The organism is Pseudomonas sp. MYb193 (assembly GCF_002966775.1).
Classification (GTDB): Bacteria; Pseudomonadota; Gammaproteobacteria; order Pseudomonadales; family Pseudomonadaceae; genus Aquipseudomonas; species Aquipseudomonas paracarnis.
Genome location: NZ_CP023269.1, coordinates 5,112,210 through 5,133,440, shown reverse-complemented (window position 1 = coordinate 5,133,440; position 21,231 = coordinate 5,112,210). Strand labels below are relative to the sequence as shown.

The window sequence follows — 21,231 nt, the reverse complement described above, 5'->3', positions numbered from 1 at the left end:
AGCTGTTTGTGATGAGCTCAGGCGCAGGTTTGCGGTCGCTGATTGAGGTCGCTGCGCTCATTTTTGCAAGAGTCTTATGTCTTGGTTTCTTAAGCTCGTCCATGCGGCGAGAGGCGTTTTGTTATGAAGTTCGTTGATGAAGTTTCCATCCGAGTAAAAGCAGGCGACGGCGGTAACGGTTGCATGAGTTTCCGTCGCGAAAAATTCATCGAAAACGGTGGTCCAAACGGCGGTGACGGCGGTGACGGCGGTTCCATCTACATGATGGCCGACGAAAACCTCAACACCCTGGTCGACTACCGTTACACCCGGCACTTCGATGCCGAGCGTGGCTCCAACGGCGGCAGCACCGACTGCACCGGAAAAAAAGGTGAAGACCTGGTACTGCGCGTACCGGTCGGCACCACGATCATCGACTCTGCGACCCAGGAAGTGATTGGCGACCTGACCAAGGCCGGCCAGAAGCTGATGGTTGTGCAGGGCGGTTGGCACGGTCTGGGTAACACCCGATTCAAGTCCAGTACCAACCGTGCACCGCGCCAGACCACGCCGGGCAAGCCGGGCGAGCAGCGCGACCTGAAGCTGGAAATGAAAGTACTGGCGGACGTGGGCCTGCTGGGCCTGCCGAACGCGGGTAAAAGTACCTTCATTCGCTCGGTGTCGGCTGCCAAGCCGAAAGTCGCCGACTACCCGTTCACCACCCTGGTGCCAAACCTGGGCGTGGTCAGCGTCGACCGCTGGAAGAGCTTCGTGGTTGCCGACATTCCCGGCTTGATCGAAGGCGCTTCCGACGGTGCTGGCCTGGGCATCCGCTTCCTCAAGCACTTGTCCCGCACCCGTTTGCTGCTGCACCTCGTCGACATGGCGCCGCTGGATGACACCAGTGCCGCCGATGCTGCCGAAGTCATCGTCAGCGAACTGACCAAGTTCAGCCCGGCCCTGGCCGAGCGCGATCGCTGGTTGGTACTGAACAAGTGCGACCAGATACTTGAAGAAGAGCACGAAGAGCGCGTCAAGGAGATCGTTGATCGCCTGGAGTGGGAAGGTCCGGTCTACGTCATCTCGGCCATCGCCAAAGAAGGCACCGAGCGCCTGACCCGCGACATCATGCGTTACCTGGAAGACCGTGCCGACCGCCTGGCGGCCGACCCGGTGTACAAGGCCGAACTCGCCGAACTCGACCAGCAGATCGAAGACGAGGCCCGTGCCCAGTTGCAGGCCCTGGACGACCAGCGTGCCCTGCGTCGCAGCGGCGTGAAGTCGGTCCACGACATCGGCGACGATGATTGGGACGAAGAAGACGTGGATGATGAAGACGGTCCGGAAATCATTTACGTGCGTGACTGATCCGTTGCGATAAACTTGAACGCCGCTCCCTGGAGCGGCGTTTTGGTATCCGGGTATAACGTTATGGGCAGCGCTGGGTCGCGCGGCCCTCACTCTAAGGTTGAAGATGATGCGGAGCAAAGTGACAGGTGCGCAGCGCTGGGTCGTGAAAATCGGTAGTGCGCTGTTGACGGCGGATGGCAAAGGTCTGGATCGCGCAGCCATGAGCGTCTGGGTCGAGCAGATGGTGGCCTTGCATGAAGCAGGCGTTGAGTTGGTGCTGGTGTCGTCCGGAGCGGTTGCCGCCGGGATGAGCCGCCTCGGCTGGACCGCGCGACCCAGCGCGATGCACGAACTGCAAGCCGCTGCCGCCATCGGCCAGATGGGCCTGGTGCAAGCCTGGGAGTCCAGCTTTGCCGAGCACGGCCGCCACACGGCGCAGGTGTTGCTGACCCACGACGACCTGTCCGACCGCAAGCGCTACCTCAACGCCCGCAGCACCTTGCGCGCGCTGGTGGAGCTCAAGGTCATCCCGGTCATCAACGAGAACGATACTGTGGTCACCGACGAAATCCGCTTCGGTGACAACGACACCCTGGCCGCCCTGGTGGCCAACCTGGTAGAGGCTGACCTGTTGGTGATCCTCACCGACCGCGATGGCATGTTCGACGCCGACCCGCGCAACAACCCCGATGCCCAGCTTATCTATGAAGCCCGCGCCGACGACCCGGCGCTGGATGCGGTCGCCGGCAGTGTCGGCGGTGCCCTGGGCCGCGGTGGCATGCAGACCAAGCTGCGCGCCGCGCGCCTGGCGGCGCGTTCGGGGGCCCACACCATCATCGTCGGCGGGCGCCTGGAGCGCGTGCTTGATCGCCTCAAGGCGGGTGAGCGCATTGGCACGCTGTTGTCGCCGGAGCGCGGCATGCTGGCGGCGCGCAAGCAATGGCTGGCCGGTCATCTGCAAACCCGTGGCACGCTGGTGCTGGACGCGGGGGCCGTATCGGCCTTGTCCCAAGGCAACAAGAGCTTGCTGCCGGTGGGTGTGAAGTTGGTGCAGGGCAGCTTCCGCCGTGGCGAGATGGTGGTGTGCGTTGCGCCAGACGGTCGTGAGATTGCGCGCGGCCTGGCCAATTACAGCGCCCTAGAAGCACAGAAGATTATTGGACAATCTTCCGACGCCATTGTCGGACTCTTGGGTTATATGGCGGAACCGGAACTGGTTCACCGCGACAACCTGATCCTGGTTTAACCATAGGAAATACACGATGCGCGTGATGAAGGGATTGCTCGGCCTGCTGTTGGCCATGCCGCTGCTGGCTTCGGCCGAAGAAGTCGGCCAGGTGTCGACGGTGTTCAAGTTCGTCGGCCCCAACGACCGGATTGTGGTTGAAGCGTTTGACGACCCCAAGGTCGATGGCGTGACCTGCTACTTGTCGCGTGCCAAGACCGGCGGGGTAAAGGGCGGCCTGGGCCTGGCTGAAGACCGTGCCGAAGCCTCGATCGCTTGCCGCCAGGTGGGCCCCATCCACTTCAAGGGTGAGCTCAAGGACGGCGACGAAGTGTTCAAGGAGCGCACCTCGCTGGTGTTCAAGACCATGCAGGTGGTGCGTTTCCTCGACAAGAAGCGCAATACCCTGGTGTATCTGGTCTATAGCGACCGTTTGATCGAAGGCAGCCCGCAGAATGCGGTGACGGCAATTCCGATTCTGCCCTGGCCGACCGCTCAGTAACCTGCAGGCGAGTTTTGTCACCGGCGTCTATGATTGCAGCTTTGCCGGTTGTAAGCTCCGAAGGGCTGCAATGCAAAGAACATGGGATATCTGGAGTTCGTCATGAGTGCTTTCCACGATCTGAAACTCAAAGCTCTGGACGGACAAGCGCTACCGCTGGCGCCTTTCAAGGGCCAAGTTGTGCTGGTGGTCAATGTGGCGTCCAAATGTGGTTTGACCCCGCAATACGCGGCGTTGGAAAACCTCTATCAGCAGTACAAGGACCAAGGGTTCACAGTGCTCGGCTTGCCATGCAACCAGTTTGCAGGCCAGGAGCCGGGCACCGAGGAGCAGATTCAGCAGTTCTGCAGCCTGAACTACGGCGTGACCTTTCCACTGGGCAGCAAGATTGAGGTCAATGGGCCTGATCGGCACCAGTTGTACCGTTTGCTGGCGGGCGAGGGCGCTGAATTCCCCGGCGATATCACCTGGAACTTCGAGAAATTCCTGTTGGGTAAGGATGGCCGGGTACTTGCGCGTTTTTCGCCGCGTACGCCTCCGGAAGATCCCTCCATCATCCAGGCCATCGAAAAAGCCCTGAGCTGACGTCAGTGAAGGCCTGATCGTTCCCACGCTCTGCGTGGGAATGCCACCCTGGGCGCTCCGCGTCCCGCTTTTACCCCTTAATCATTTAGATCAATAGTGCTACTCAGCGCTGCAAGCTCTCCATATTATCCGCATCATAAATTCACTCTCCCGTGGAGCGTTCCATGCCCGTCCAAGCCTTGTTCAAACCCTTCCAGCTCGGTGCATTGCAACTGTCGACCCGCGTGGTCATGGCGCCCATGACTCGCTCGTTCTCCCCAGGCGGCGTGCCCAATTCCAAAGTCATTGAGTACTACCGCCGCCGTGCCGCTGCCGGTGTGGGTTTGATCATCACTGAAGGCACCGTGGTCGGGCACCCAGCCTCCAATGGCTACCCCAACGTGCCGCATTTCTACGGTGAAGCCGCCTTGGCTGGCTGGAAGAAAGTGGTCGATGCAGTCCACGCCGAAGGCGGCAAGATTGTCCCGCAGCTGTGGCATGTGGGCAGTGTGCGCCGTATGGGCACCGAACCTGATGCCAGCGTGCCGGCTTATGGCCCGATGGAAAAGCTCAAGGACGGCAATGTCGTTGTGCACGGCATGACCAAACAGGACATCAAGGACGTGATCAACGCCTTCGCCCAGGCCGCCAAGGATGCCCAGGCCATCGGCATGGACGGCGTGGAAATCCACGGTGCCCACGGCTACCTCGTGGACCAGTTCTTCTGGGAAGGCAGCAACCAGCGCACCGACGAATACGGTGGCAGCCTGGCCAACCGTTCGCGCTTCGCCATTGAACTGATTCAGGCCACCCGCGCCGCTGTCGGCCCGGACTTTCCGATCATCTTGCGTTTCTCCCAGTGGAAGCAGCAGGACTACACCGCGCGCCTGGTGCAAACCCCTGAGGCGTTGGGTGAGTTTCTCAAGCCACTGTCTGACGCTGGCGTGGATATTTTCCACTGCTCCACCCGTCGTTTCTGGGAGCCGGAATTTGAAGGCTCCGACCTTAACCTGGCCGGTTGGACGCGTCAGCTCACCGGTAAGCCAACCATCACGGTAGGCAGCGTGGGCCTGGATGGCGAGTTCCTGCAGTTCATGGTCAACACCGACAAAGTTGCCCAGCCTGCCAGCCTGGAGAAACTGCTGGAGCGCCTGAACAACGATGAGTTCGACCTCGTTGCAGTGGGCCGTGCCTTGCTGGTGGACCCGGATTGGGCGGTGAAGGTGCGCGAAGGGCGCGAGAGTGACATCTTGCCCTTCAGTCGTGAGGCGTTGATGACTCTGGTGTGAGCGGTAAGAGGGCGGGCACCGGTTGGCCGTCCTCGCATACCCCGCGCAACTGGCGCTCGAACTGCTCGACAATCGCCGGCCAGCCCTGACGGCTGGCATGTTGTCGGGCATTCAAGCGCACTCTGCGCAACGTTTCGCGCTCCTCCAGCAGCCAGATGGCCGCGTCGCAAAATGCGTCTTCATCCCCAGGCATCGCCAGTGCGCCGCTATAGCCATGGCGCAGATGCTGGCTCGCGGCGGCCTGGTCGTAAGCCACCACGCCCAGGCCAGACGCCATCGCTTCAAGCACCACATTGCCGAAGGTTTCGGTCAGGCTGGGGAACAGGAACAAATCCCCTGAGGCGTAATGCCTTGCCAGCTCTTCGCCGCGCTGCGTTCCGCAGAACACTGCATCGGGCAAATCGTGTTCCAGCGACGAGCGCTGGGGGCCATCACCGACCACAATCAGCTTCATCCGCCGCATTGGATAGGCAGCCTGCAAGGCATCAAAGCAGCGCTTGAGCAGCCTCAGGTTCTTCTCTTGGGCCAGGCGTCCCACATGCAGCACGGCAATATCGTGGTTCTCCAACCCCCACTTTTCACGCATGGCGTTACCGCGTTTGGTCGGGTGGAACAATTGGCTGTCGACACCCCGGGATAACATATCCAGACGCTCAAAATGCCGGCGCTCCAGCTCCAGGCGCTGGCTGGCGCTCGGTACCAGGGTCAGGCTCGAGCGGTTATGAAACCAGCGCAGGTAATGGGTGACCACGCGGCTCAACAGGCTCAAGCCATACTGGTTCGAATACTGCTGAAAGTTGGTATGAAAGCCGCTGACTACGCCGATCCCCAGGCGCCGCGCAGCGCGCAGCGCCGAGAGCCCCAGCGGCCCTTCCGTGGCGATATACAGTACATCCGGGCGTTGGCGCGTCCAGCGGCGCAGCAACTTGCGCATTGACGATTGGCCCCATTGCAAGCCTGGATAGCCCGGCAGTGGCCAGCCGCGGCACAGCAGCAGTTCATCGTCGCTGGAGCGGTTTTGGTCGGCACTCTGGCGTGGGCGTACCAGCTCGACCTGATGGCCGCGTGAACGCAAACCCTCACACAGGCGGCCAAGGGTATTGGCCACCCCGTTGATTTCCGGCGGGAAGGTTTCGGTAATGAGGGTGATGTGAAGCGAGGCTGTCGTCATGACCCACAGTGTCGGCGTGGGCCATGTCGCCATTGTGTCAGGGCGATGATGGATTTATGACTTGGCCACCGCCGGCTGCGCCATCGCCTCGGCACCTTGCTCCCGCACCCAGAACAGCGTCGCCCCGGCCACCGCCGCTGGCATCATCAACAGGTTGACCACTGGCACCAGCAATACCAGGTAGACAATGCCGCCAAAACTCATGCTCTGCCAGCGTTTCTGGCGCAGCCACGCGAGCATTTCGTTCCAGCCCAGCTTGTGGTTGTCGGCCGGGTAGTCGATGTACTGGATCGCCATCATCCACACGCCAAATAGCAGCCACAACGGCGCCGCGATCAGGTTGACCACCGGGATGAACGACAGGATGAACAGGCCGATGGCACGTGGCAGGAAGTAACCCAGCTTGCGCATCTCCCGCGCCAGGGTGCGCGGGACCATGGCAGCCAGCTCACCCCAACTGAACGGCGGGAAGTCGTCGGTGCCGCGTACCACGACCTCGACCTTCTCGGCGAGAAACCCGTTGAACGGCGCGGCGATAATATTGGCGAGCATGGTGAAGGTGAAAAACACCATCAGCACCACCAGCACGACAAACAGCGGCCACAACAGGTAATTCAAAAAGCCTAGCCAGTGGGGCAGCGTCGGCATCAAGCTGTCGACCCACAGGCTGAACTGATGGCCGGCGAAATAGATCAACCCGACGAACAGCACCAGGTTGATCGCCAACGGCAACAGCACAAACAGGCGCAGGCCGGGGCTCAACACCAGTTTGAGGCCTTCACGCAGGTATTGCGGGCCGGAAAGGGCAGGGGCGGGCATGGGGTACTCCGAGCAAAATGGCGAACGCGCCGACCTTACCGGCTTTGCACCTGATGTGAAAGCGCGGGCAGGTAGGCGACATCCAGGGTTACAAAGGTGTCGATTAGCTTGATTGCACGCATAGAGAACACCTATGAGCTGGATTGTTATTGCGTATTTCCTTAATCTTGCCCCCCTCGATACGCTGCACCCATTATTTTTCAGGACCTGGCGAGTCAAAGCCTTCCCCAAGTGCTTCGCGGTCCTTTTTTATTCCCGCCGCCCTGTGGTCCGGGCGGTCGGTAGGAGTGAGTCATGTCTGATACCCGTCATTCCCGAGTGATTATTCTCGGTTCCGGCCCTGCCGGTTACAGCGCCGCTGTCTACGCTGCCCGGGCCAATCTCAAGCCGCTGCTGATCACTGGCATGCAGGCGGGCGGTCAGTTGACCACCACTACTGAAGTCGACAACTGGCCGGGCGATGTCCATGGCTTGACCGGCCCGGTGCTCATGGAACGTATGAAAGAGCACGCCGAGCGCTTTGAAACCGAGATCGTCTTCGACCATATCAACCAGGTTGACTTCTCGAAAAAGCCTTACAGCCTGACCGGTGACAGCGGTGTGTACACCTGCGATGCGCTGATCATTGCCACCGGTGCCAGTGCGCGTTACCTGGGCCTGCCGTCGGAAGAAGCGTTCATGGGCAAGGGTGTTTCCGCCTGCGCCACTTGCGATGGTTTCTTCTACCGCAACAAGCCGGTTGCCGTGGTCGGCGGTGGCAACACTGCCGTGGAAGAGGCGCTGTACCTGGCCAACATCGCCAGCACCGTGACCCTGGTTCACCGCCGCGAGACCTTCCGCGCCGAGAAGATCCTGATCGACAAGCTGCACGCCCGTGTCGCTGAAGGCAAGATCATCCTCAAGCTCAACGCCACCCTGGATGAAGTCCTGGGCGACAACATGGGTGTGACCGGTGCCCGTCTGAAAAACAACGACGGCAGCTTCGACGAACTGAAAGTCGACGGCGTGTTCATCGCTATCGGCCACACCCCGAACACCTCGCTGTTCGAAGGCGTGCTGGAAGCCAAAGACGGGTACCTGGTGGTGCAGGGCGGCCGTGAAGGCAATGCAACTGCGACCAACATCGAAGGTATCTTCGCTGCTGGCGACGTGGCAGACCACGTTTACCGCCAGGCCATCACCTCGGCCGGCGCCGGTTGTATGGCGGCCCTGGATGCCGAGCGTTACCTCGACGGTTTGAAGGACGCTTCGTTCTAAACCCGTTGACTCAAAAAAACCGGCGAAAGCCGGTTTTTTTATGCCTGCGATCTAACCTACTCCGCTAAACAAATGTGGGAGCTGGCTTGCCTGCGATAGCGGTGTGACAGTCACCACCGCCATCGCGGGCAAGCCCGGCTCCCACATTGAGCTGGGTTGGTTATTAAATCAGCGGCGAGTCAGAGGCTGTTCCGCAAACTTCACTGCGGCCAGCCCATGGGCAATCAGCGCTCGGATATTGCCATGGTCACTGCCCTCAGGCGTCGCCACCACCGACCGGTAATGCTCACCAAACGCCAGCAGTGCTTCCTTATCACTCAACCCTTCCAGCAGCGCCAAACCCAGGGTCTTGCACGACCCTTCATTCTGCCCAGCGGCATTTTCCACACCGCCGTTGATGAAAGCTTGCGGCTGGTAGTCGTAACCCGCCGCGACGAACGCCAAGGTATCGGCAAAGGCGTGTTCGCCGCTGTTGAGGCTGGCGCGCAGGGTGTTCAAATCAGTCATGAGGCTTTCCTTTGGCGAACGCGGCCTGTTGGTCTGCGTTGGCTTCTTGCTGGTATTGGGCTTTCCACTCGGCGTACGGCATGCCGTACACCACTTCACGGGCGTCATCGAGGCTGACCTCGATCTGGCGTTCGTCGGCCTCGGCCTTGTACCACTTGGACAGGCAGTTACGGCAGAAGCCGGCGAGGTTCATCAGGTCGATATTCTGCACATCCTTGCGGCTGTCCAGGTGGGCCACCAATCGGCGAAAGGCGGCGGCTTCGAGTTCGAGGCGTTGTTGGTCGTTCATAGGGCTCACTTAGTATCAGCGGCTGGCGGCCAGAGTGATCGAAACCGACTCGGCAAAGCGCAGCGCGTGGGGCTTGTCCACTTCGACTTCGGCGTACAGCACCGATTCGTTGCTCATCACCAGGTCCAGCAATTCCTGGGTCAGGCGCTCCAGCAGGGCAAAGCGATTGCCTTCGACGTGAGCGATGATGGCCTTTGTGATGGTGCGGTAGTTCAGGGCGTGGTCGATATCGTTGTCTCGCACGGCTTCCTGGGCGGCATACAGGATGGTCAGGTTGATCAGCACATCCTGCTTGTTGAGGATTTCGTCCTCGTTGATGCCGATAAAGGTGCGCAGGCACAGGTCCTTGACCCGGATACGCGCCATGCCTGGTTGAAGTTGTGGCATTGCTACTTGCTCCGTCCAATCAGTTGCAGGAACTCCATGCGGGTGGTGTTCGACTCGCGAAAGGCGCCGAGCATCACCGAGGTGTTCATGGTTGAATTCTGTTTCTCCACGCCGCGCATCATCATGCACATGTGCTTGGCTTCGATCACCACCGCCACGCCGGCGGCCTGGGTCACGTCCTGGATGGCGTCGGCGATTTGCCGCGTGAGGTTTTCCTGGATCTGCAGGCGCCGGGCGAACATGTCGACAATGCGCGCCAGTTTTGACAGGCCCAGCACCTTGCCGGTCGGAATATAGGCCACATGGGCCTTGCCGATGAAGGGCAGCAGGTGATGCTCGCACAACGAATACAACTCGATGTCCTTGAGGATCACCATCTCGTCATTGTCGGACGCGAACAGCGCGCCGTTGACGATTTCCTCCAGATTCTGCTCATAGCCATGACACAGGTACTGCATGGCCTTGGCCGCGCGCTTGGGCGTATCGAGCAGGCCCTCGCGCTGCGGGTCTTCGCCCAGGCCCTTGAGGATCTCGCGGTAGTGGTGGGGCAGGGATAAGGTCATACAACATCCTCGTAAACGGCTTACTTGATATGCCGCCCACCGTTGACGGTCAGGGTGGTACCGGTGACATAGGGATTGTCCAGCAGGTAACGCACGCTCTGGTAGATCACCTCGGGCCCGGGTTCGATGCCCAGGGCCGACTTGGCCAGGACCTTGGCGCGATAGGCCGCGTCATCGCCTTCGTTGAACATCACCATCGCCGGTGCGATGCCATTGACCTTGATCAGCGGCGCGAACTGTGCGGCAAACGATAACGTGAGGCTGTCGAGCCCGGCCTTGGTGGCGCAATAGGCGATGTGCTGCCGGCTGCCCTTGCGCACCACGTCGTCGCTGATATGCACGATATCGGCGGGTGTCGAGCGGTGCAGCAAAGGTGAACAATGCAGGTTGATCAGGTACGGCGCAAGCATGTGCACGCTGAACATGTCGATAAAGGCACGGCTTTCGTCGCCCGGGGTTTCGGCGACCCAGGCTGAAGCGTTGTGGATGATCGCTCGCAGGCTTTGAGTATGGGTTTTTACTGTGGCAATGAAAGCCAGCACTCCGGCTTCGCTGGAGAAGTCGGCAAACACGCCGACGGCGCCCCGTTCACGCAGCGCCTGCACGCCAGGGCGTTCGCTGCGGTAGCTGAAAATTACCGATTGGCCCTCATCTAGCAGGCGCTGGGCACAATGCAGGCCGACACGCTGGCCGGCACCGGTGATCAGGATCGGAGCGTTGGTTGCATTCATGGGAGGCTCAAGTCGCTGGCAGGCTCAAACTATACCAGCGCCCCGGCCTCCCTGTACTCAAGCGGCGGCTTCAGTGACTTTGCGAGGGGGCGAAGGGTGCAGCCAGTTCGCCAGCAGATGGGTCGACAGCGGTATAAAAAGGTAAACCATCAGCGGGGTCAGGGCTGCGGTGCTGACCAGTACGCGGCTGAACAGGTCCAACTCGTTGAGCAGCGGCCCCAGGCCGAAGTTGAACAGCAACGATACCGGGAAAAAAGCCAACCAGATGGCCACCGCCTGTTTCCAGCGTGGCGGGCGGGCACCCGCTGCGCCGAACCAGCCATCGATACCGCTGACACGGTGTTCCGACGGGTTGGCAAATAGCTCGCTGCCACGGCTCAGCCACGCGCTGCGCGAAGCGGAGAACTCCCATGCGTGCAGGGTTTTTTCATCGGCGAAGCGGAAGATGATCTGGAATTCATCATCATGGGGTGGTGGCGCCAGCACGCCGGAGCCCAGGTAACCGGGGAAGTCAGTCGCCAATTGCTCGCCTTCGCGCAGCCAGGCCATCAGTTCTTCGTAGCGACCTTTGGCCACGCGGCGCGCAACCATCAAGGTGACGGGTGAGGTAGACATCGTATATCTCCAAATCAGCAAGTGCGCCGAGCCGGGTAGGCGGCGCACGAACGAAGCTGCGGGGTGGTGCAGCAACGCAAAAGAACAGGCAAGGATTATTCCGGTTTTGCCCAAATACGCCAGAAACTTCGGATGGATCGCCGTAGATCTTGAATCATGCAGTTCAATCGGCGTTAAATGGGATCCAAATTCATACAAGTTTTTTGACTGCTGATGCCCGAAATCACTGCGCCTCTTCGCGAAACGACACCCGACAGCCACACTGACGGCGAGGGCCTGTTTCCGATTCGTGAAGTGGCAAGACTCACAGGCGTGAACCCGGTGACGCTACGTGCCTGGGAGCGTCGCTACGGTTTGATCCAGCCTGTACGCACCGAAAGTGGGCACAGGCTTTACTCAAGCACCGATATCGAAACCGTGCACCGCATCCTCGACTGGATCGAGCGTGGCGTAGCGGTGAGCAAAGTCGGCAAGCTTTTGGCGCGCGACCCACAGCCCAACGAGCCGGCTACAGCGTCACGCAGCGATACCGAGCTGGAGTGGCGCCAATGGCAGGCGCAACTGCGGCAGGCCATCAGTGCCTTTGATGATCGTGAGCTCGACCGGTTGTACGGTCAGATCTTCAGCGTCTATTCGACGACCGTGGTGTTCCAGGACATTTTGGTTCCGCTGTGGGAGCAATTGTTACGTCACCAAGGCCGCTTTGGCCAAGCCAGCGAGTGGCTGTTCTTCGACAATTTCCTGCGCTCGCGCGTCGCACGGTGCCTGCAAATGGCCTGTGCCTCGCCAGTGCCCAGGGTGTTGCTCTCAGCCATTGCCGGAGAGTGCCGTGAGCTGGAGTTGCTGGTGGCGGGCTTGTTGATGTCGAGCGAGAAACTGGCGGTCAAGGTCCTGGGCGTTGGCCAGCCACTGGATGAGTTGACGCTGATCTGCGAGCGCACTCGGCCGCAAGCCCTGGTGCTGTTTTCCAATCATGCCCCTGGCGCAGAGTTGGCGTCGCGGCTCAATCGCCTGGCCTTCACCCTCGATTGTCCGTTATTGCTGGCTGGTGAGGCGTCGGACCTGGCGGAACACAGCCTGGCAGGTTCGTCGATTGGTTGCCTGGGCAATGACGGACGCTGGATGCCGCGCCGCTTGCAGCAACTGCTCAGCGGCCATCTGGAGTCTCAGGCATGAACGTGAGGATGGACCAGGCGGTGCTGGTGCAGGATGAACTGGCGTAACCGTTCGATCTCATCAGCATCGCTTTGGCTCAGGCGGTAGGCGAACAGGCCGCGGGCGGTTACCCGCTCCAGCGTACCGCGCAGGGCGATGCGTTCGTAGCCGGAAGGGCTGAACCACAGGGAAAACGTCTTTGGCGGTTTGACCCGGCCACGCACCTCTACCAGCACCCCTTTGAATGACACTTCGTGCACCCACAGCGCGCTGGAGTAGCCCTTGATGTTTTCCAGCGCCACCGGCGTTTCAAGCGCCAGGCGCCACGGGCGGATCATCGGCCCATCTTCAAAAATGCTCGGTACGCCCAGGCGCAAATGCACAGCATGAAACTCATCTTCCACCAGGTGCAACGGGAAGGTGAGTTGCTGGTTGTCGAACTGCGCCTGGATGGTGACCTGGTCGTGAGCCGCTAGCCGCGTGAGCAAATCGCGAATCTGTGCCCCGCCATTAACCGTCAGGCTCGACCATGCATCCCGCAGGTTGAGCTGCGGGTTGTGCTGCATGTCCTGGATAAAATCCAGCTCGTCCTGCGTCAATAGCGTGTCGCGTTGCATTGATCTGGCTCAAGGCTGAGGCATTAAAAAGCCATTATCGCTCTAAAGACCGCGTTTTTTACAGTTTGTTAAATCCACTCGTCGCCTTGAGTGCGGCGAGCTCGCTCTTGAGCTCGGCCAACTGGGCTTCCAGTTGGGCGACACGCTGTTGTGCCTTGACTTGAGTGGTGACGTCTTTCTGCACCCCGACGAAATAGGTTTGCTTGTCGACCCCGTTGTACACGGTTGAAAGCGATAGCTCGTTCCAGAAAGGCGTGCCGTCCTTGCGGTAGTTGCGCAGGATTTCTCGGCAGGCGCCGCCGCTGTCGAGCGCATCACGAATGGCGATCAGGGCCGGTTGGTCGCGGTCGCCTGACTGCAGGAAGCGGCAGTCCTGATACAGGATTTCGTCCAGGGTATAGCCGGTCAGCCGTTCGAAGGCCGGGTTGACGTAGATCAGCGGTTTGTCTTTGCCTTCGCGCTCGGCAACGACGATCCCGTCGTTGGACGCATTGACGACCATTTGCAGCAGTTTGGCGTTAATCATAGAGCGGTCCATGGCCTGGTTTTGACCTTGCCAGTTTATGGCAAGTCTGGAATGTTGCACGGTGCGCACTGAAATATTGGCACAGGCTGCTAATATCCCACGCTTTCACTCAACTACAGGATCAGATTGATGAAAGTCGCCATCCTCTCCGGCTCGGTCTACGGTACGGCTGAAGAAGTCGCTCGCCACGCGGAAGAAATCCTCAAGGACGCAGGTTTCAACGCCTGGCACAACGCGCGTGCCACGCTGGCAGACGTGCAGGCCTTTGCTCCCGAAGCATTCCTGGCAGTGACCTCGACCACCGGCATGGGCGAGCTGCCCGACAATCTACAGCCTCTGTACTCAACCATCCGCGACCAACTGCCCGCCGCCTGGCGCGGCCTGCCGGGAGCGGTCATCGGCCTGGGCGACGCCAGCTATGGCGATACCTTCTGTGGGGGCGGTGAACAAATGCGCGAATTGTTCGCCGAACTGGGCATCCGCGAAGTGCAGCCGATGCTGCGCCTGGACGCCAGCGAAAGCGTCACCCCGGAAGCTGACGCCGAGCCTTGGCTGGCCGATTTGATCACCGCGCTGCGCGGTTGAACCCCAGGGAGCGCCGTTATTGACGGCGCTTGTTTGACACGTACTTGTACTATTCTCTTGACTGACTCGCTCAGTCATCAAGCTGGCTGCCAAGGAAACTCCTTGCGCCTCGGCGTCTGACTAGACTGGCTCTCACTTTAGACACCATAAGAAGTGCGCCAAGGAGGTCATTGCCATGAGCCTAGCCCCTGCACCATCGCCACAAAACGTCAAAGCCCAGGTCAGCGCCGCCGAATGGCAAACCCGCGTGGACCTCGCGGCTTGCTATCGCCTGGTGGCCATGCACGGCTGGGATGACCTGATCTTCACGCATATTTCGGCCAAGGTGCCGGGCACTGAAGATTTCCTGATCAACCCCTATGGGCTGATGTTCCATGAGATCACCGCGTCGAGCCTGGTCAAGGTTGACCAGGCCGGCAATAAGCAAATGGACAGCCCCTACGAGATCAACCCTGCGGGCTACACCATCCACAGCGCCATCCACGAAGTGCGCCACGACGTGACCTGCGTGCTGCACACCCACACCGCTGCCGGCGTGGCGGTGTGTGCGCAAAAGCAGGGTGTATTGCCCATCAGCCAGCAATCGCTGTTTGTGCTGTCCAGCCTGGGCTATCACGCCTATGAGGGCGTGGCGCTCAATCACGAGGAAAAGGCCCGCCTGCAAGCGGATCTGGGCCAGAACAATTTCCTGATGCTGCACAACCACGGCCTGCTGACCTGCGCCGGCACCATCGCCGACACCTTCCTGATGATGTTCACCTTCCAGCGCGCCTGCGAGATTCAGGTACTGGCCCAAAGCGGCGGCACCGAGTTGATCGCCATCGAGCCGCAGATTCTCGCCGGTGCCAAGGCGATGGTGGCAGCTGTCACAAAAAGCGCCCAAGGTATGGGCGGTGCGCTGGCCTGGCCGGCACTGCTGCGCAAATTGGATAATCAGGACCCCGGGTATAAAAGCTGATGCCACTCGCCGAGATACCGCTCAGAGCCTGGCGCAAGCGCGGCCAGGACTTCGTCTTTCGTGGCCACACCGTGCGGTATTGGGTGGCCGGGCAGGGCGAGCCGTTGCTGCTGATTCATGGTTTCCCCACGGCCAGTTGGGAGTGGCACTACCTGTGGCAACCCCTGGCCCAGCGCAACCTGGTGATTGCCTGCGACATGCTCGGCTTTGGCGACTCGGCCAAACCTTTGGACCACGACTATTGCCTGTTGGAACAGGCCGATCTGCAACAGGCGCTGCTTGAGCACCTGCGCGTAGAGCAGCCGGTGCATGTGTTGGCTCATGACTACGGCGACAGTGTCGCCCAGGAATTATTGGCCCGGCATTACGAGGGCCGGTTCCAGATGGCGAGCTGTGTATTTCTCAACGGCGGGCTGTTTCCGGAAACCCATCGGCCGGCGCTGGTGCAAAAGCTACTGCTCAGCCCGTTGGGCTGGATGATCGGTCGGGCCTTTGGGCGCAATGCCTTGGCCAGCAGTTTCAACCAGATCTTCGGCCCCCAGACGCGGCCCAGTGAAAGCGTGCTGGATGATTTCTGGAGTTTGATCAGTTGCAACGACGGCCCGCGTATCCTGCACAAACTGATCGCCTACATCCCCCAGCGCCGTCGCCTGCGTGAGCGCTGGCTCACGGCCATGCAGCGAGGCGAAGTGCCGCTGCGGGTGATCGACGGCGAAGTAGACCCGATTTCCGGGGCTCATATGGTCGAGCGCTATCGCCAACTGGTGCCCCAGCCCGACACGATAAGACTGGCCAATATTGGCCATTACCCGCAGATCGAGGCGCCGGTCCAGGTGCTCAAGCATTACCGGGCGTTTCGTGAGCGCATCGGCCAGCCTTCACCGCGCGCGGCCTATTCCTGAGCCTGCGCATCATCCCGCTGCCTTATCAAGCACCATTCAGCCCTGGCCGTCTTTATTGTGACCAAAGGCTGCTTGCGTGACACTCTGCCTATTCCCATTGTCGCCAGCGGAGTTCGGTATGAGTGAGTCAGTGCAGTTCCAGGATAAGGTGGTGATCGTCACCGGCGCCGGTGGTGGCTTGGGCCAGGCCCATGCGCTGCTGTTCGCCAGGCACGGAGCCAGAGTGCTGGTCAACGACCTGGGTGGCTCAACCCAAGGCGAGGGCGCCAACGCCTCGGCGGCCGACCGGGTGGTTGCACAGATCCGCGCGGCGGGCGGCGTTGCCGAAGCCAACCATGACTCCGTCACCGACGGCGACAAGATCGTACAGAACGCCCTGGATGTCTTCGGCCGGGTCGACGTGGTGGTCAACAACGCCGGCATCCTGCGCGATAAGACCTTCCATAAAATGGATGACAGCGACTGGGACCTGGTTTACCGGGTGCACGTCGAAGGCGCCTACAAAGTCACCCGCGCCGCCTGGCCGCATTTGCGCGAGCAGGGTTATGGCCGGGTGATCTTCACGGCGTCGACGTCTGGTATTTACGGCAACTTTGGCCAGTCCAACTACGGCATGGCCAAGTTGGGCCTGTATGGCTTGACCCGCACCCTGGCGCTGGAAGGGCGCAAGAACAACATCCTGGTCAACGCGATTGCCCCCACCGGTGGTACACGCATGACCGAAGGGCTGATCCCGCCGCAGGTGTTCGAGCGCCTCAAGCCGGAACTGGTCAGCCCACTGGTGGTGTACCTGGGCAGTGACGCCTGTGAGGAAACCGCAGGCTTGTTTGAAGTGGGTGGCGGCTGGATCGGCAAGACCCGATGGGAGCGCAGCCTGGGTGTGGGTTTTGATCCCGAGACCGGTTTTTCGCCGGAGGATGTGGCCGCGCACTGGCAGCAGATCTGCGATTTCGAAGGGGCTGCGCACCCCAAGGACAATATCGAGGCACTGAAGGAAATGATGGCCAACTTGCAGAAGTTCAGCCTCTGATCATTGCCGGTAAATCAATGAATCCCACGGGGCGTCGATGACGCCCCATTTTATTGCAGGCATAAAAAAGGCCGCTGCATAGGCAGCGGCCGAAGTAAGACGTTGGATCAAGGAGCGACAAATCAACGTCAGTGAACACCGGGAACAGACTGATTACAGGATCAATCCGTTATAAATCAGCTTTTCTCCCCAATGCGGGAGCGGGCCGTTTGCCCTGAAAGCCAGGCAAGAATAGTCGGTTGTAACAGAATGAGTAATAGCAGTTCGGGACAAGGACTGTTACCAAATCGACAATAATTGCCCGGCACCATCGATGCCTCTGGTAAGCCTTCATCCATCGCATGCATGGCCCGGTCCAGCGCCCGGCCAGCGAACCCCGTCATCCTTTCGAGCGACAACACGAATACCTCCTTGGTGCGCTTATCGCCCCTCAAGCGCGGCAGTAGGGTGGGGCCTTCTGTCACTCACCGGGGAAGACGCATGACAAAAACAATAATGCGCGCCATCTTCACGCCACAGGCGCTGGCCACTGCGGTTGCGCTGGGCTGCTGTGCCCAGGCGCAGGCTGTTTCGTTCAACATCGGCGAGATCGAAGGGCAATTCGACTCCTCGCTGTCGGTCGGCGCCAGTTGGGGCATGCGCGATGCCGACAAAAGCCTGGTCGGCACGGTCAATGGCGGGACGGGCCAGGCGTCCACCGGAGATGACGGGCGCCTCAACTTCAAGAAGGGCGAGACCTTCTCCAAGATCTTCAAGGGCCTGCACGACCTTGAGTTGAAGTACGGCGACACCGGCGTATTCGTGCGTGGCAAGTATTGGTACGACTTCGAGCTCAAGGACGAAGACCGCGAGTTCAAGCCCATCAGCGACCACAACCGCAAGGAAGGCGCCAAGTCCAGCGGTGCGCAGATCCTCGATGCCTTCGTCTACCACAACTACTCCCTGGGCGACCTGCCCGGCACCGTGCGCGCCGGCAAGCAGGTGGTCAGTTGGGGCGAAAGTACCTTCATTGGTAACTCCATCAACAGCATCAACCCGATCGACGTGTCGGCGTTCCGCAGGCCCGGTGCCGAGATCAAGGAAGGCTTGATTCCGGTGAACATGCTGTTTGCCTCCCAGAGCCTGACCAATCAACTGACCGTGGAAGGTTTCTATCAACTGGAATGGGACCAGACGGTGCTCGACAACTGCGGCACCTTCTTCGGCGGGGACGTGGCGGCGGACGGTTGCACCAATAATTACACCGTGGGCAGCCCGGCGATCCGACCGCTGCAACCGGTGGCGGCTGCCTTTGGCCAAGGGTTTGGCGTGACCAATGAAGGTGTGATTGTGCGGCGTGCCGGTGACCGCGATGCGCGCGACTCCGGCCAGTTCGGCGCAGCCCTGCGCTGGCTGGGCGATGACACTGAATACGGACTGTACTTCATGAACTACCACAGTCGCACACCGACAGTCGGCACCCTGACCGCCAATACCAACCTGGCCACCATCGGGCGCATCATCAACACCGCCAACGCCCTGGCGCCCGGTTCCGGGGGCGGTTTGGCGCAAAGCACCATGCTCGGCCGCGGCCAGTACTACCTGGATTACCCGGAAGACATCCGCCTGTTCGGCGCCAGTTTCTCCACCACCTTGCCCACGGGCACGGCGTGGACCGGCGAAATCAGCTATCGGCCCAATGCGCCGGTGCAGCTCAACACCACCGACCTGACCCTGGCCCTGGTCAACCCCATTGCGGGCCAACTCGCCTCACCCATCCGCAGCAATTTCGGCGATGACAACAAAGGCTATCGCCGCAAGGAAATCACCCAGATCCAGAGCACCATGACCCAGTTCTTCGACCAGGTACTGGGCGCCGAGCGCCTGACCCTGGTGGGCGAAGCGGCGGTGGTGCACGTCGCCGGCCTGGAAGACAAAACCAAACTGCGCTATGGCAGAGACTCGGTGTACGGCGCCTACGGTTTTCAAGGTGACACCGACGGTTTCGTCACCTCCACCTCCTGGGGCTACCGGGCGCGGGCGATCCTTGACTACAACAACGCGATTGCCGGTGTGAACCTCAAGCCCAACCTGTCCTGGTCCCATGACGTCGCGGGCTACGGCCCCAACGGCCTGTTCAACAAAGGCGCCAAGGCCATCAGCGTCGGCGTGGATGCGGACTATCGCAGCACCTACACCGCAAGCCTGAGCTACACCGACTTTTTTGGCGGTGACTACAACACCCTGACCGACCGCGACTTCCTCGCCCTCAGCTTCGGCGTGAACTTCTGATCTGGCTTAAAAGAAGGACAAGACCCTATGCGTAAGATGATTGCAGTGTTGGCCCTGAGCGTATTGGCCGCCAACGTAATGGCGGCGGTATCGCCCGAAGAAGCAGCCAAGCTCGGCACTTCCCTGACCCCGGTCGGCGCCGAAAAAGCCGGCAATGCCGATGGCTCGATCCCGGCCTGGACCGGTGGCATCCCCAAGAATGCAGGCACGGTGGACAGCAAGGGCTTCCTCTCCGACCCCTTCGCTAACGAAAAACCGCTGTTCGTGATCACCGCCGCCACGGTGGACAAGTACAAGGACAAACTCTCCGACGGCCAGGTGGCGATGTTCAAGCGCTACCCCGAGACCTACAAGATCCCGGTGTACCCCAGCCACCGCACGGTCAACTTGCCGGCGGACATTTACGAGTCGATCAAGCGCAGCGCCCTGAATGTGAAGGCGATCAACGATGGCAACGGCCTGGAGAACTTCACCGGCAACCGTTACTACGCGTTTCCTATCCCCAAGAATGGCGTGGAGGTGCTGTGGAATCACATCACCCGTTACCACGGCGGCAACCTGCGGCGCATCATCATCCAGGCCACGCCCCAGACCAATGGCAGCTACACGCCGATCCGTTTCGAAGAAGAAGTAGCGGTGCCGCAAGCCATCCCGGATATCGACCCGGCCAAGGCCGCCAACGTGCTCAGCTATTTCAAGCAATCGGTCACCGCGCCGGCGCGGCTGGCGGGCAACGTGCTGCTGGTGCATGAAACCCTCGACCAGGTGAAGGAACCGCGCCTGGCCTGGATCTACAACGCAGGCCAGCGCCGTGTGCGGCGTGCACCGCAGGTGTCCTACGACGGTCCGGGTACCGCCTCCGACGGCCTGCGCACAACCGACAACTTCGACATGTTCTCCGGCGCGCCCGACCGTTATGACTGGAAACTGGTGGGCAAGAAGGAGATGTACATCCCCTACAACAGCTACAAGCTCGATTCGCCGAGCCTCAAGTACGACGACATCATCAAGGCCGGGCATATCAACCAGGACCTGACCCGTTACGAGTTGCACCGCGTGTGGGAAGTGGTCGGCACCGTCAAGCCCAGCGAGCGGCATATCTATGCCAAGCGCCATATGTTCATCGACGAAGACAGCTGGCAAGTCGCCCTGGTGGACCACTACGACGGCCGCGGCCAACTGTGGCGCGTTGCCGAAGGCCATGCGCAGTTCTATTACGACCACCAGGTGCCGGCCTACACCGTGGAAACCCTGTACGACCTGATTGCAGGGCGCTACATCGCGCTGGGCATGAAGAACGAAGAGAAAAGCAGCTTCGTGTTCGGCTTCGCGGCCAAAGCGGCGGACTACACCCCGGCTGCACTGAGAGCGGAGGGCGTTCGCTGATTCCACACTGAAATGAGGTTGAAAATGTGGGAGCTGGCTTGCCTGCGATAGCGGTGGGCCAGGCCGCTCATCGATTGCTGTTGCACCGCCATCGCAGCATAGGTATCTACACAACTTCGGCACGACGCTAAATCTGTGGCGAGGGAGCTTGCTCCCGTGACGGCCTGGCAGCCGACACAGATATAACTGATGCCCCGCGATCCAATGTGGGAGCTGGCTTGCCTGCGAAGACGGCCTGACAGTCAACCCAGTTGGACCGTGTACATATCCATTCCTGCGGTAACGGCCACTTAGGGTTCCGCCCTGACGGCGGCTCACTTTCGAAAAGCGCGAAAGTAAGCAAAGCGCTCTTGCCCCACCACTCGGCACCTCGCTTAGGCTCGGTGTGCCCGTAATCCGCCAGTGATTTGGGGGGCCGCCGCCACGCGCCATCCATGGCGCGGGGCGGCTAAACCGGCATCCCTGCCGGTTTACCCCCCAAATCCCTGTCGAATTCCGGCCAGCGTGGTTTAACGGGGCGCCTAAGATCAAAAGCAGATCAAGATCAAGAGCG

General features: G+C 60.5%; 24 protein-coding genes. 13 read left to right on the top strand and 11 right to left on the bottom strand.

The window, feature by feature from the left end; translation table 11 throughout:
• Positions 1–123 precede the first annotated feature (123 nt).
• The 5 genes from cgtA to CLM72_RS23470 all read left to right on the top strand — a co-directional run bounded on the left by cgtA (position 124) and on the right by CLM72_RS23470 (position 4,909).
• The gene (gene cgtA, locus CLM72_RS23490; protein ID WP_003194084.1) at positions 124–1,347 is read left to right on the top strand and encodes an Obg family GTPase CgtA; all 1,224 of its coding nucleotides are present in this window, start codon (positions 124–126) and stop codon (positions 1,345–1,347) included.
• Positions 1,348–1,456: 109 nt separating this feature from the next.
• Positions 1,457–2,575, top strand: a complete 1,119-nt coding sequence (gene proB, locus CLM72_RS23485) for a glutamate 5-kinase (protein ID WP_019817476.1) — start codon at positions 1,457–1,459, stop codon at positions 2,573–2,575.
• Between the two features lie 16 nt (positions 2,576–2,591).
• Positions 2,592–3,056: a CreA family protein gene (locus CLM72_RS23480; RefSeq protein ID WP_003194082.1), complete on the top strand. Its 465-nt coding sequence runs from the start codon at positions 2,592–2,594 to the stop codon at positions 3,054–3,056.
• A 102-nt stretch (positions 3,057–3,158) separates the two neighbouring features.
• On the top strand, positions 3,159–3,641 hold the full coding sequence (locus tag CLM72_RS23475; protein WP_054896977.1) for a glutathione peroxidase: 483 nt from the start codon (positions 3,159–3,161) through the stop codon (positions 3,639–3,641).
• A 164-nt stretch (positions 3,642–3,805) separates the two neighbouring features.
• Complete coding sequence (locus tag CLM72_RS23470) at positions 3,806–4,909, top strand: NADH:flavin oxidoreductase (protein WP_034128747.1); 1,104 nt, start codon at positions 3,806–3,808, stop codon at positions 4,907–4,909.
• Here the strand turns inward: CLM72_RS23470 and CLM72_RS23465 are convergent.
• Both CLM72_RS23465 and cysZ read right to left on the bottom strand, forming a co-directional pair.
• Positions 4,878–6,080: a glycosyltransferase family 1 protein gene (locus tag CLM72_RS23465; protein WP_105228418.1), complete on the bottom strand. Its 1,203-nt coding sequence runs from the start codon at positions 6,078–6,080 to the stop codon at positions 4,878–4,880. The genes CLM72_RS23470 and CLM72_RS23465 overlap by 32 nt on opposite strands.
• Before the next feature lie 54 nt (positions 6,081–6,134).
• A complete protein-coding gene (cysZ, locus tag CLM72_RS23460) occupies positions 6,135–6,899 on the bottom strand; it encodes a sulfate transporter CysZ (protein WP_054896976.1) in 765 nt (254 codons plus the stop codon).
• A 294-nt stretch (positions 6,900–7,193) separates the two neighbouring features.
• Between cysZ and trxB the strand changes: the two genes are divergently transcribed.
• The gene (gene trxB, locus CLM72_RS23450) at positions 7,194–8,156 is read left to right on the top strand and encodes a thioredoxin-disulfide reductase (protein WP_010206474.1); all 963 of its coding nucleotides are present in this window, start codon (positions 7,194–7,196) and stop codon (positions 8,154–8,156) included.
• Positions 8,157–8,324: 168 nt separating this feature from the next.
• Here the strand turns inward: trxB and CLM72_RS23445 are convergent, their stop codons facing one another.
• Genes CLM72_RS23445 through CLM72_RS23420 form a run of 6 tightly spaced genes read right to left on the bottom strand, consistent with a single transcriptional unit; the run spans position 8,325 to position 11,248 of the window.
• The gene (locus tag CLM72_RS23445; protein ID WP_054896975.1) at positions 8,325–8,663 is read right to left on the bottom strand and encodes a HopJ type III effector protein; all 339 of its coding nucleotides are present in this window, start codon (positions 8,661–8,663) and stop codon (positions 8,325–8,327) included.
• Complete coding sequence (locus CLM72_RS23440; protein ID WP_032879544.1) at positions 8,656–8,952, bottom strand: DUF1244 domain-containing protein; 297 nt, start codon at positions 8,950–8,952, stop codon at positions 8,656–8,658. Before CLM72_RS23440 ends, CLM72_RS23445 begins: the two co-directional genes overlap by 8 nt.
• 15 nt (positions 8,953–8,967) lie before the next feature.
• Positions 8,968–9,339 (bottom strand): dihydroneopterin triphosphate 2'-epimerase, encoded by a 372-nt coding sequence (gene folX, locus CLM72_RS23435; protein WP_003194073.1) that lies wholly within the window; start codon positions 9,337–9,339, stop codon positions 8,968–8,970.
• A gap of 2 nt (positions 9,340–9,341) precedes the next feature.
• A complete protein-coding gene (gene folE / locus CLM72_RS23430; RefSeq protein WP_003194072.1) occupies positions 9,342–9,902 on the bottom strand; it encodes a GTP cyclohydrolase I FolE in 561 nt (186 codons plus the stop codon).
• A gap of 20 nt (positions 9,903–9,922) precedes the next feature.
• Positions 9,923–10,633, bottom strand: a complete 711-nt coding sequence (gene folM, locus CLM72_RS23425; protein ID WP_105228416.1) for a dihydromonapterin reductase — start codon at positions 10,631–10,633, stop codon at positions 9,923–9,925.
• A gap of 57 nt (positions 10,634–10,690) precedes the next feature.
• Positions 10,691–11,248, bottom strand: coding sequence for an antibiotic biosynthesis monooxygenase (locus CLM72_RS23420; RefSeq protein ID WP_105228414.1), 558 nt, complete (start codon positions 11,246–11,248; stop codon positions 10,691–10,693).
• A gap of 213 nt (positions 11,249–11,461) precedes the next feature.
• On the opposite strand from CLM72_RS23420, the gene CLM72_RS23415 reads away from it, so the two are divergent.
• A complete protein-coding gene (locus tag CLM72_RS23415; RefSeq protein ID WP_105228412.1) occupies positions 11,462–12,424 on the top strand; it encodes a MerR family transcriptional regulator in 963 nt (320 codons plus the stop codon).
• Here CLM72_RS23415 and CLM72_RS23410 read toward each other — a convergent pair.
• Together CLM72_RS23410 and CLM72_RS23405 are read right to left on the bottom strand one after the other, a co-directional pair.
• The gene (locus CLM72_RS23410) at positions 12,415–13,020 is read right to left on the bottom strand and encodes a hypothetical protein (protein ID WP_054921549.1); all 606 of its coding nucleotides are present in this window, start codon (positions 13,018–13,020) and stop codon (positions 12,415–12,417) included. The genes CLM72_RS23415 and CLM72_RS23410 overlap by 10 nt on opposite strands.
• Positions 13,021–13,078: 58 nt before the next feature.
• A complete protein-coding gene (locus CLM72_RS23405; protein ID WP_105228410.1) occupies positions 13,079–13,546 on the bottom strand; it encodes a PAS domain-containing protein in 468 nt (155 codons plus the stop codon).
• 129 nt (positions 13,547–13,675) lie between these two features.
• Here CLM72_RS23405 and CLM72_RS23400 point away from each other — a divergent pair, with 129 nt between their 5' ends.
• The 4 genes from CLM72_RS23400 (at position 13,676) to CLM72_RS23385 (ending at position 17,021) form a co-directional block, all read left to right on the top strand.
• The gene (locus CLM72_RS23400; RefSeq protein WP_105228408.1) at positions 13,676–14,131 is read left to right on the top strand and encodes a flavodoxin; all 456 of its coding nucleotides are present in this window, start codon (positions 13,676–13,678) and stop codon (positions 14,129–14,131) included.
• 175 nt (positions 14,132–14,306) lie between these two features.
• Positions 14,307–15,089 (top strand): class II aldolase/adducin family protein, encoded by a 783-nt coding sequence (locus CLM72_RS23395; RefSeq protein ID WP_060765090.1) that lies wholly within the window; start codon positions 14,307–14,309, stop codon positions 15,087–15,089.
• Positions 15,089–15,991 (top strand): alpha/beta fold hydrolase, encoded by a 903-nt coding sequence (locus tag CLM72_RS23390; protein ID WP_105228406.1) that lies wholly within the window; start codon positions 15,089–15,091, stop codon positions 15,989–15,991. Before CLM72_RS23395 ends, CLM72_RS23390 begins: the two co-directional genes overlap by 1 nt.
• Before the next feature lie 118 nt (positions 15,992–16,109).
• A complete protein-coding gene (locus CLM72_RS23385) occupies positions 16,110–17,021 on the top strand; it encodes an SDR family oxidoreductase (RefSeq protein WP_105228404.1) in 912 nt (303 codons plus the stop codon).
• A 176-nt stretch (positions 17,022–17,197) separates the two neighbouring features.
• Here CLM72_RS23385 and CLM72_RS28860 read toward each other — a convergent pair whose 3' ends face one another.
• Positions 17,198–17,422, bottom strand: a complete 225-nt coding sequence (locus CLM72_RS28860; protein WP_146120470.1) for a hypothetical protein — start codon at positions 17,420–17,422, stop codon at positions 17,198–17,200.
• A 79-nt stretch (positions 17,423–17,501) separates the two neighbouring features.
• Between CLM72_RS28860 and CLM72_RS23380 the strand changes: the two genes are divergently transcribed.
• Together CLM72_RS23380 and CLM72_RS23375 are read left to right on the top strand one after the other, a co-directional pair.
• Positions 17,502–19,292, top strand: coding sequence for a DUF1302 domain-containing protein (locus CLM72_RS23380; protein ID WP_014719872.1), 1,791 nt, complete (start codon positions 17,502–17,504; stop codon positions 19,290–19,292).
• Between the two features lie 27 nt (positions 19,293–19,319).
• The gene (locus CLM72_RS23375; protein WP_105228402.1) at positions 19,320–20,678 is read left to right on the top strand and encodes a DUF1329 domain-containing protein; all 1,359 of its coding nucleotides are present in this window, start codon (positions 19,320–19,322) and stop codon (positions 20,676–20,678) included.
• The last annotated feature ends 553 nt before the right edge of the window (positions 20,679–21,231 follow it).

Excerpts from the sequence above, each read along its gene's own strand:
- CLM72_RS23465 (WP_105228418.1), bottom strand. The coding sequence starts at position 6,080 with ATGACGACAGCCTCGCTTCACATCACCCTCATTACCGAAACCTTCCCG.
- folM (WP_105228416.1), bottom strand. The coding sequence starts at position 10,633 with ATGAATGCAACCAACGCTCCGATCCTGATCACCGGTGCCGGCCAGCGT.
- CLM72_RS23385 (WP_105228404.1), top strand. The coding sequence starts at position 16,110 with ATGAGTGAGTCAGTGCAGTTCCAGGATAAGGTGGTGATCGTCACCGGC.
- proB (WP_019817476.1), top strand. The coding sequence starts at position 1,457 with ATGCGGAGCAAAGTGACAGGTGCGCAGCGCTGGGTCGTGAAAATCGGT.
- CLM72_RS23390 (WP_105228406.1), top strand. The coding sequence starts at position 15,089 with ATGCCACTCGCCGAGATACCGCTCAGAGCCTGGCGCAAGCGCGGCCAG.
- CLM72_RS23415 (WP_105228412.1), top strand. The coding sequence starts at position 11,462 with ATGCCCGAAATCACTGCGCCTCTTCGCGAAACGACACCCGACAGCCAC.
- folE (WP_003194072.1), bottom strand. The coding sequence starts at position 9,902 with ATGACCTTATCCCTGCCCCACCACTACCGCGAGATCCTCAAGGGCCTG.
- CLM72_RS23375 (WP_105228402.1), top strand. The coding sequence starts at position 19,320 with ATGCGTAAGATGATTGCAGTGTTGGCCCTGAGCGTATTGGCCGCCAAC.
- CLM72_RS23420 (WP_105228414.1), bottom strand. The coding sequence starts at position 11,248 with ATGTCTACCTCACCCGTCACCTTGATGGTTGCGCGCCGCGTGGCCAAA.
- CLM72_RS23405 (WP_105228410.1), bottom strand. The coding sequence starts at position 13,546 with ATGATTAACGCCAAACTGCTGCAAATGGTCGTCAATGCGTCCAACGAC.
- CLM72_RS23400 (WP_105228408.1), top strand. The coding sequence starts at position 13,676 with ATGAAAGTCGCCATCCTCTCCGGCTCGGTCTACGGTACGGCTGAAGAA.
- CLM72_RS23380 (WP_014719872.1), top strand. The coding sequence starts at position 17,502 with ATGACAAAAACAATAATGCGCGCCATCTTCACGCCACAGGCGCTGGCC.
- CLM72_RS23475 (WP_054896977.1), top strand. The coding sequence starts at position 3,159 with ATGAGTGCTTTCCACGATCTGAAACTCAAAGCTCTGGACGGACAAGCG.
- cgtA (WP_003194084.1), top strand. The coding sequence starts at position 124 with ATGAAGTTCGTTGATGAAGTTTCCATCCGAGTAAAAGCAGGCGACGGC.
- trxB (WP_010206474.1), top strand. The coding sequence starts at position 7,194 with ATGTCTGATACCCGTCATTCCCGAGTGATTATTCTCGGTTCCGGCCCT.
- CLM72_RS23440 (WP_032879544.1), bottom strand. The coding sequence starts at position 8,952 with ATGAACGACCAACAACGCCTCGAACTCGAAGCCGCCGCCTTTCGCCGA.
- CLM72_RS23410 (WP_054921549.1), bottom strand. The coding sequence starts at position 13,020 with ATGCAACGCGACACGCTATTGACGCAGGACGAGCTGGATTTTATCCAG.
- CLM72_RS23480 (WP_003194082.1), top strand. The coding sequence starts at position 2,592 with ATGCGCGTGATGAAGGGATTGCTCGGCCTGCTGTTGGCCATGCCGCTG.
- cysZ (WP_054896976.1), bottom strand. The coding sequence starts at position 6,899 with ATGCCCGCCCCTGCCCTTTCCGGCCCGCAATACCTGCGTGAAGGCCTC.
- CLM72_RS23470 (WP_034128747.1), top strand. The coding sequence starts at position 3,806 with ATGCCCGTCCAAGCCTTGTTCAAACCCTTCCAGCTCGGTGCATTGCAA.
- folX (WP_003194073.1), bottom strand. The coding sequence starts at position 9,339 with ATGCCACAACTTCAACCAGGCATGGCGCGTATCCGGGTCAAGGACCTG.
- CLM72_RS23445 (WP_054896975.1), bottom strand. The coding sequence starts at position 8,663 with ATGACTGATTTGAACACCCTGCGCGCCAGCCTCAACAGCGGCGAACAC.
- CLM72_RS23395 (WP_060765090.1), top strand. The coding sequence starts at position 14,307 with ATGAGCCTAGCCCCTGCACCATCGCCACAAAACGTCAAAGCCCAGGTC.